The organism is Gordonia sp. (in: high G+C Gram-positive bacteria), from assembly GCF_020438995.1.
Lineage (GTDB): Bacteria > Actinomycetota > Actinomycetes > Mycobacteriales > Mycobacteriaceae > Gordonia.
In genome coordinates this window covers 1-7016 of the sequence record NZ_JAGQTN010000083.1, presented here as the reverse complement: position 1 = coordinate 7016, position 7016 = coordinate 1, and the positions used below count along the sequence as shown (strand labels likewise).

Annotated in this window: 6 protein-coding genes and 1 pseudogene; 5 read left to right on the top strand and 2 right to left on the bottom strand. The window is 67.9% G+C overall.

The annotated features are described in order from the left end of the window. Positions 1-328: 328 nt before the first annotated feature. The 4 genes from KDB67_RS07055 to KDB67_RS07040 all read left to right on the top strand — a co-directional run bounded on the left by KDB67_RS07055 (position 329) and on the right by KDB67_RS07040 (position 3960). Positions 329-865, top strand: a complete 537-nt coding sequence (locus KDB67_RS07055) for an ElyC/SanA/YdcF family protein (RefSeq protein WP_291014102.1) — start codon at positions 329-331, stop codon at positions 863-865. Between the two features lie 78 nt (positions 866-943). After that, a complete protein-coding gene (locus KDB67_RS07050; protein ID WP_291014099.1) occupies positions 944-2422 on the top strand; it encodes a carboxylesterase family protein in 1479 nt (492 codons plus the stop codon). Positions 2423-2571: 149 nt separating this feature from the next. After that, positions 2572-3510, top strand: coding sequence for an oxidoreductase (locus KDB67_RS07045; protein WP_291014097.1), 939 nt, complete (start codon positions 2572-2574; stop codon positions 3508-3510). A gap of 153 nt (positions 3511-3663) precedes the next feature. Next, entirely contained in the window at positions 3664-3960 is a 297-nt protein-coding gene (locus KDB67_RS07040; protein ID WP_291014094.1) for a hypothetical protein, read from the top strand. A gap of 21 nt (positions 3961-3981) precedes the next feature. Here the strand turns inward: KDB67_RS07040 and KDB67_RS07035 are convergent, their stop codons facing one another. Beyond that, complete coding sequence (locus tag KDB67_RS07035) at positions 3982-5022, bottom strand: hypothetical protein (RefSeq protein WP_291014092.1); 1041 nt, start codon at positions 5020-5022, stop codon at positions 3982-3984. Then, on the bottom strand, positions 5015-6676 hold the full coding sequence (locus tag KDB67_RS07030; RefSeq protein WP_291014089.1) for an N-6 DNA methylase: 1662 nt from the start codon (positions 6674-6676) through the stop codon (positions 5015-5017). Before KDB67_RS07030 ends, KDB67_RS07035 begins: the two co-directional genes overlap by 8 nt. 216 nt (positions 6677-6892) lie before the next feature. Here KDB67_RS07030 and KDB67_RS07025 point away from each other — a divergent pair. Beyond that, positions 6893-7016: pseudogene (locus KDB67_RS07025) on the top strand (acyl-CoA dehydrogenase); the annotation flags it as partial.

The following is a 7016-nucleotide window of genomic DNA, read 5'->3' as shown; positions in this document are numbered from 1 at the left end:
CGTGGCTCGAACAGCTGCAAGCCACCGACGTGCATCGGCTGCTCGCGTGTTTCCGCGATCAGGAACATCGATTCGGTGACTGGCATGTACTGCATCGCTGCGGCCTCCCCGGGGTCTGTGCCTCCTGCGGCGGAGGCGGGTGTCAAGTGTCGGACGGATCGTGGTGCTGTGTCGAGGCCGTCGAGCGGCAACGTGATGCGCGTTACTTTATGCGCGCCACGGTATCGCGGATGTCTCCGGGGTGGCATAAGGCTACCGTGAACGCGTGAACCGACCGCCCGGACCGATCGCGAGGTCGGTGCTGGCCGCGGGCATCGTCTTCGAGTTGATGATCACGTTGTCCGCGACGTGGATCTACGTGGCCGCGGCCGGACGTGTCGTCGAACCGGTGGCCGTGCCCGAGGGGTCGACGCTGCTGGTCCTCGGGTCGCTGGTGTCCGACGGCGATCCGGGTACCTATGTACGGGGGCGCCTCGATACCGCCGTCGACCTCTACCGGTCGGGAAACGTCTCGCGCATCATCAACTCCGGCAATGGATCGCCGGACGCGGGCGACGAACCGGCCGTGATGCGGGCGTACCTGCACGCCCGGGAGGTCCCCGGCGAAATCATCGTCGACGACGGTCTGGGTCTGGACACCGCGGAGAGCTGCCGCCGGGCACGGGATGTGTTCGGGGTGTCGTCGGTCGTCGTGGTGACGCAGGACTTTCACCTGCCCCGGGCGATCGCGCTGTGTCGCGACGCCGGGCTGGATGCGCGGGGCGTGGTTGCCCGATGTGACTGTCCGGTGAGCGGGCAGGTCCGCAACCATGTCCGTGAACTCGTCTTCGCCGGACCGCGGGCATTCCTCACGATATTGCGATGATCATGCTGTGTCGCACCGGCTTTGGCGCATACCCAGGGGTCTGTTCGGGTCCGGATCGGCCGGGTCTACCATCGGGTGATGGGCATCACAGTCAGTGTCGACGGCGGTCAGGTATCCGGCTCTCAATCACACGGAGTCACAGCATTTCTGGGGATACCGTACGCGGCCGCCCCGGAAGGTCCGCTGGCCTTCGCCGCGCCCGCTCCGGTGACGCCCTGGGACGGGGTGCGCGAGGCGGTCGCCGAGGGTCCGTCGTGCTGGCAGACGCCGTATCCGGACCCGGTCGGAACCTGGTTCGGCAAGGTGACGGCCACCGAGTTGGGCGGTGAATCGCTCAACGTCAATGTGTGGACGCCCGATGTGGGTGCGACGAGACTGCCCGTGATGGTGTGGATTCACGGCGGTGCGTTCGTCCGGGGCTCCAACGCCTCACCCTCGTACGACGGTTCGGCGTTCGCCCGCGACGGCGTGGTGCTGGTGTCCATCAACTACCGGCTCGGAACCTACGGCTGGCTGCCCGTCGACGGCGCGCCCACCAATCTCGGTATGCGCGACCAGATCGCGGCCCTGCGGTGGGTGCAGGACAACATCGCGGCGTTCGGCGGCGACCCCGCCAATGTCACGATCTTCGGCGAGTCGGCCGGCGGTATGAGCGTTGCGGGCCTGCTCGTCTGCCCGGCGGCGCGTGGCCTGTTCAGCAAGGCCATCGTGCAGAGCGGGCACGGGGTTTCGGTCGCGGTGTCCGACGACACCCGCCGGGTCGGCGCCGAGGTTGCCGCGCTGCTCGGCGTCGAGCCCACCGCGCAGGCACTCGCCGAGGTCGATCCGTCGGCGCTCATCGACGCCCAGACCGCCATCGACAATGCGATCCGGCTGGCACCCGATCCCGGGCGATGGGGTGCCACGACCATCTCGGCAGGGGGCGGGATCACGGGCCACATCCCGGTGTTCGATGAGTTGATCCCCGAGTTCCCGCAGGCCGCGGTCGCCGCGGGCGCAAGTGCCGGCGTACCGCTCCTGCTGGGTACCACGGGGCGTGAGTTCACCCTGTTCAGTATGGCTGCCGGAACCCGTGGACTGATCACGGCGGAGGCTCTGCCGGTGGTCGCGACTCGTTTCGGTGCCGGTCCCGACGTCGTCGCGGCCTACGTGGCGAACCACGCCGGGGCCGACGCGGCCCATGTCTTCGATCAGATCGCCTCGGACGCGTTCTTCCGTAAACCCGCACTCGAGTTCGCCGCCGCTCACGAACGCGCCGGGGGGTCGACGCACGTCTACGAGTTCGCTTGGGAAACAGCGGTTTCCGGTCTCGGCGCCTGCCACGCACTCGAACTGTCCTTCGTGTTCGACGCGCTGCGCGACACGAACTCGTTCACCGGCCCCAACCCGCCGCAGCAGGTCGCCGACGACATGCACTCGGCGTGGATCGCTTTCGCCACCACCGGCGGGCCCGGCTGGCCGTCGTACGGCTTCGGTGAGACGGTCCGCGTCTTCGACTCCCCGCAGTCGACGACCAGCACGCTCCCCCGGGCGGCCGATATCGCCGCGTGGGGGTAGTGCCCGACCGGTCGCGCGGTCGGCACCGTGTCGTGACGTCGTCGGCAGCGTTCGGTCGTCGTCGGCGTTTACCGATGGCGGGCCGGAAGTGATGTGGCACCCTGTCTGAGAGCGAGCCGAACCGGCTCACAGCCAGACAAGGAGATGCCGTGCCCAGATCCGGCGCCGGATGGACGTTGGCAGATGCGCCCCGCCTCGACGACAAGACGGCCATCGTGACCGGGGCCAACAGCGGTCTCGGGCTCGAAACCGCGCGGGGATTCGCCCGGCTGGGGGCTACCGTCGTACTCGCTTGTCGTAACCTCGACGCCGCGAAGACCGCGTCCGATGACATCGCCGGCACCGTCGCTGATGCCCGGCTCGAGATCGTGCACCTGGATCTGAGCGACCTCGAATCGGTGCGCGAGGCGGCCGATCTGATCCGCGACAACCACCGCAAGATCGACATCCTCGTCAACAACGCGGGCGTGATGAGCAGGGAACGTCAGCTCACCGCCGACGGATTCGAGCTGGACTTCGGCACCAATTTCCTCGGTCACTACGCGCTCACCGGACGGCTGCTCGACCGTATCAACACCAGCGTGGGGCGGATCGTCACCGTCACCAGTGCCGTACATCGTAAAGGCAGCATCGACTTCGACGACTTGCCGATGGAGCGTGGCTACTCGGTACCCGCCGCATACGCGCGATCGAAACTGGCCGAACTCATGTTCGCGATCGAACTGCAGCGCAGGCTCGCCGCCGACGGTATGGCGGGTGCCTCGCTGGCCTCGCATCCCGGCGCGAGCTACAGCGGTGTCATGCGTGAGCAGAACAAGATCTTGAACTGGGCGTTCACCAGCCCCAACATGCGCTGGCTGCTGGACCGGTTCGTGCAGGAGCCCGATCAAGGTGCGCTACCGACCCTGCGGGCCGCGACCGATCCGGCCGCGTTCGGCGGTCAGTTCTACGGGCCGTCCGGACGGCTGGAGGCCACCGGCTCGCCCGTGCTGGTCAGTCCCGCCGATCGAGCAGTGGATCCTGTTGCCGCGCAAAAGCTCTGGGATGTCGCCGAGGAACTGACCGGCGTTGAGTACTCGTTCGACTGAGCGACCGGGCGGTGGTGCCTACGATCCTCGGGCGTGTGATGTGCCACACAGCTGACTGCCTTACCGAATGTGCAACAGGTTACAGTCGGAGATGCCGATTCTCGACCCGCCGTCGGGTGCTGACAGCGTCGTCAGCCGCAAAGGAGTTCTACATTGAGTGAGCAGACAGCGCCTGCATCGCCGTACAGCGTCGTCATTCTGACGCCCGGTCCGTCGGCGGGTTCGGGCGTCGCGGATTCTGGTGTCCTGGCCGAATGGCTGAACAACTTCGCCGCCCCGGACGGCCGGCTGCCCGCGCTGATGGAGGTCGATGACAACCCCCTGATCAGCGGCATCGCAGTGGTGCCCGTCGATGTGGCGGCAGCGGCGCAGGTGCTGGCCGCGGATCCGGCCGTCGTCGCCGGCCGATACGCCTTCGAAGTGCACCCCGCAGACGGGTTCCCTGTCTGATCCCGTTCTCGCCTGAGTCGGCTATTGGCGTGCGCTCTCGCGCAGTGCCCGGGCCTGTCGGTGCTGGGCGACGGTGCTGTTGTACAGCACGATCGTCAGCATCTCGGTGAAAAACCTTGCCGGACTGAGTTCGTCGGGTACCAGATCGTGTCGAAGACGCACCGTGGGCAGCCGGTCGATCGGTACGGCCTTGACCGGCACCGCTACATCGGTAGGCGCGGCGGGCAGGTCCAGTTCGAACAGTCCCGGCTCATCCTCGGGGTCGGGCCCGGCGAGCAACTCCGGGAACAGCTCCGGAACCTCGGGCTCGGGAACGGTATCCGGCTCGTCGGGGAGCTCGATGCCCTCCCACTCGGGAACGATCAGTGCACACGCGTCGTAGGCGTCGTCCTCGCGGCCGAGTTTGGTGAGCAGATCGACCAGCCAGTCGAAGTGGTAGCGCTCCTGCGTGTAGGCAGTCGACCGCAGGCTGTACACAAAACCCAACGCGGCCAACGGATGTCGCAGCGCCAGGTTCTTGGCGTCGCCGTAGGACTCCTCGACCCGGTTGGCGGCGTTCTTGCCGAACGACGAATCCATCCGTTTGGTGGAGATCAGCAGCTCCGGCCCGGTCTGCCACGACGTCATCAACACGTCGACCTGTTTGAGGTAGTTCTTGCCGAGGATGTTGGCCGATGCCGACGACACCGAACCACGTTCGAGCCGTGCGATGAGCTCGGCACGCTGCGGTTTGGGTAGCGACTCGATGAATCGCAGCACATCGCGGTCGACGACCCGCGGTGCCTGTTCCCGCGGCCACACCGCATCGGGGTCGAGTCCGGCCCTCCGCAGCTCGTAGGCCACCCACACGTCGATGGCGAGGGCGGGCACCCCGGACTGCGACGATGCGCCCAGCAGCAGCGGCACCGCCAGCAGCTTCTCCAGCGTGGCATAGTCGGGGCGGAACCGTGGGTCGCCACCGGGATCAGGCGTCCACGGGTTCCTGCCGCGGCTGTCCGCGGTGGTCACGATCGCGTCGAACAGCGGCCACGCCCGGCTCTTGGCGCTCGGTTCGCTAGCCACCGGCACGCCCTGCCGTGGTTCTGCCGCGGGCCCGGCGCCGCGCGGACAGGTGGGCATGATCGGCGCGCAGCGAGTCCAGCCGCGCGGCCGGCATCGACATCGCACCGGTCAGCAATATGTCGTCGACGAGCTCTGCCGCGCCCAGCAAGTTGCCCTCGCGCAGCCGCCGGCGCACGGCGGGACGGATCGCTCTCAGTTCGGCGGCGTGCGCCCGGACCAGCGCCGGTGCCGGGACCGGAAGCTGGTCGGCCTCGCGGGGCTCGATCTTCAACATGCCGCCGCCGTACGGCCTGCCGACGAGTTCGGCCCCCAGCAGGGTCAGCGAATTGAGCGACGCCAGCGGCAGCAGGCTCATCCCGTCGGCCCGCAGTTCGCTGTGCAGATACACCCCGTGCACCGAGTTGAGATGATGTGCGCGTGCCTGATTGGACGCCAGGCGAGGGGTGTCGGCGTTCATGTACGTCAGCAGCAGATCGGCCGGTTTCAGGTACGGAACCCGCCACCACGGTCTGCGGACCCGGCACTTGTACGCCTGGTGGACATCGAGGTCCTCGCCGGAACGGATGTACTGCCTGGCCGCCCGCGACGGGGTGGTGGCCGGGCGGAACAGCAAGGTGGCCTGGCCCGCCCCGCCGAGCGACGACAGTTGCGCGGCAGTCAGATTCATCGAACGCAGATGGCGTGAACCCGGCGGTGACAGTGCGATGGTGTCGGTGGGCGCCAGCCCGAGTTCGGCCGCCTTGGCCGGCGACAGGGTGAAGAACCGGTTGTTGCCGGTCACCATGCCGAGCGTCGTCTCACCCCACGTCTGCAGGCCGGTGAAACCCGAGTCGCCCAGCGCGCCGGTGTAAGCGGCCAGTCCGTCGGCCGACAGCAGTCCCGCCGACCATTTGGCCGACTTGTCCGTGGGCATCCACCGGCGCGCCGGCCCCGCCGCGACCAGCCCGCTCAGGTCACCGGCGTTGTGCAACGACCGGACGATCATGTGGTCGGTGCCCGTGCCCACGTCGGGTGCATAGCCGTCGGCCAGGAGCAGAACCACCTCTTCCTGCACCTCGGGGATCACCCGCTCGGTGAACAACACCAGCTCGACGTGCGAGAACCGGTCCATCAGGAAACGCCGCACCGCGCCCGCGTAGTTGACGGTCAGCAGTTCGGCCGGCAACACCAGCGCCAGCCGGCCGCCTGTTCGCAGATGCAGCGCCGCATGGACGGTGAACGCCGCCCACGACGACGCGAGATTGGTCAACCGCACCCCGCCGCGCAGCGCCGCCCGCTGGGCATTCGCCCGGTCGGCCCCGGAAAAGTCCTGGTAACGCACGTAGGGAGGGTTGCCGACGACGGCGTTGTAGCGGCCGAACTCGTTGTGGGCGAAGAAGTCCCCGGTGTGGATGCGGGCGTCGACACCGTCGGCGGCGAGGGTGCGGGCTGCCCGCTGCGCCGACGCCGCGTGCAGTTCGACACCCACCAGTCGGCCGTCCTTGCCGACGTGGCGTGCGGCCGCGTGCAGGAACACGGCCTCACCGCACGAGGGTTCGAGAACCGCATCGGAGGCGTCGCGAACCGCCCAGTCGACCAAGAACCCGGCGACCGGCGCGGGCGTGAAGAACGCGCCGCGGGCCTTGCGCAGGATCGAGGTGTCGCCGGTGAGCATGGGATCAATCCTGCCCGATGGTTACGACATCTCCCGGGCGCGATGCATCCGCGCGTGGCGCGGCTCGGGTATGTCGTCCTGAACACATTCCATTTCCGGATGTCGGCGGGATCGTGCTGCACGAACAAACCCGCAGGTGGCTTGGGTTGCGCTACCCTGTCTGTCGGCCTTCTGATACAACTAGAACAGGTTCTAATTGTGATGAGGAGGGCGTTCGTGGACTTCGCGCTCGATGCCACCGCGTGTGCGGTGCGCGATGTGGCGGCCGACGTGCTGTCGCGGCACGAGGCCGAGTGGTCGGCCACCTTCGGCAAGCCGACGTTCGGCAAACAGGCCGACG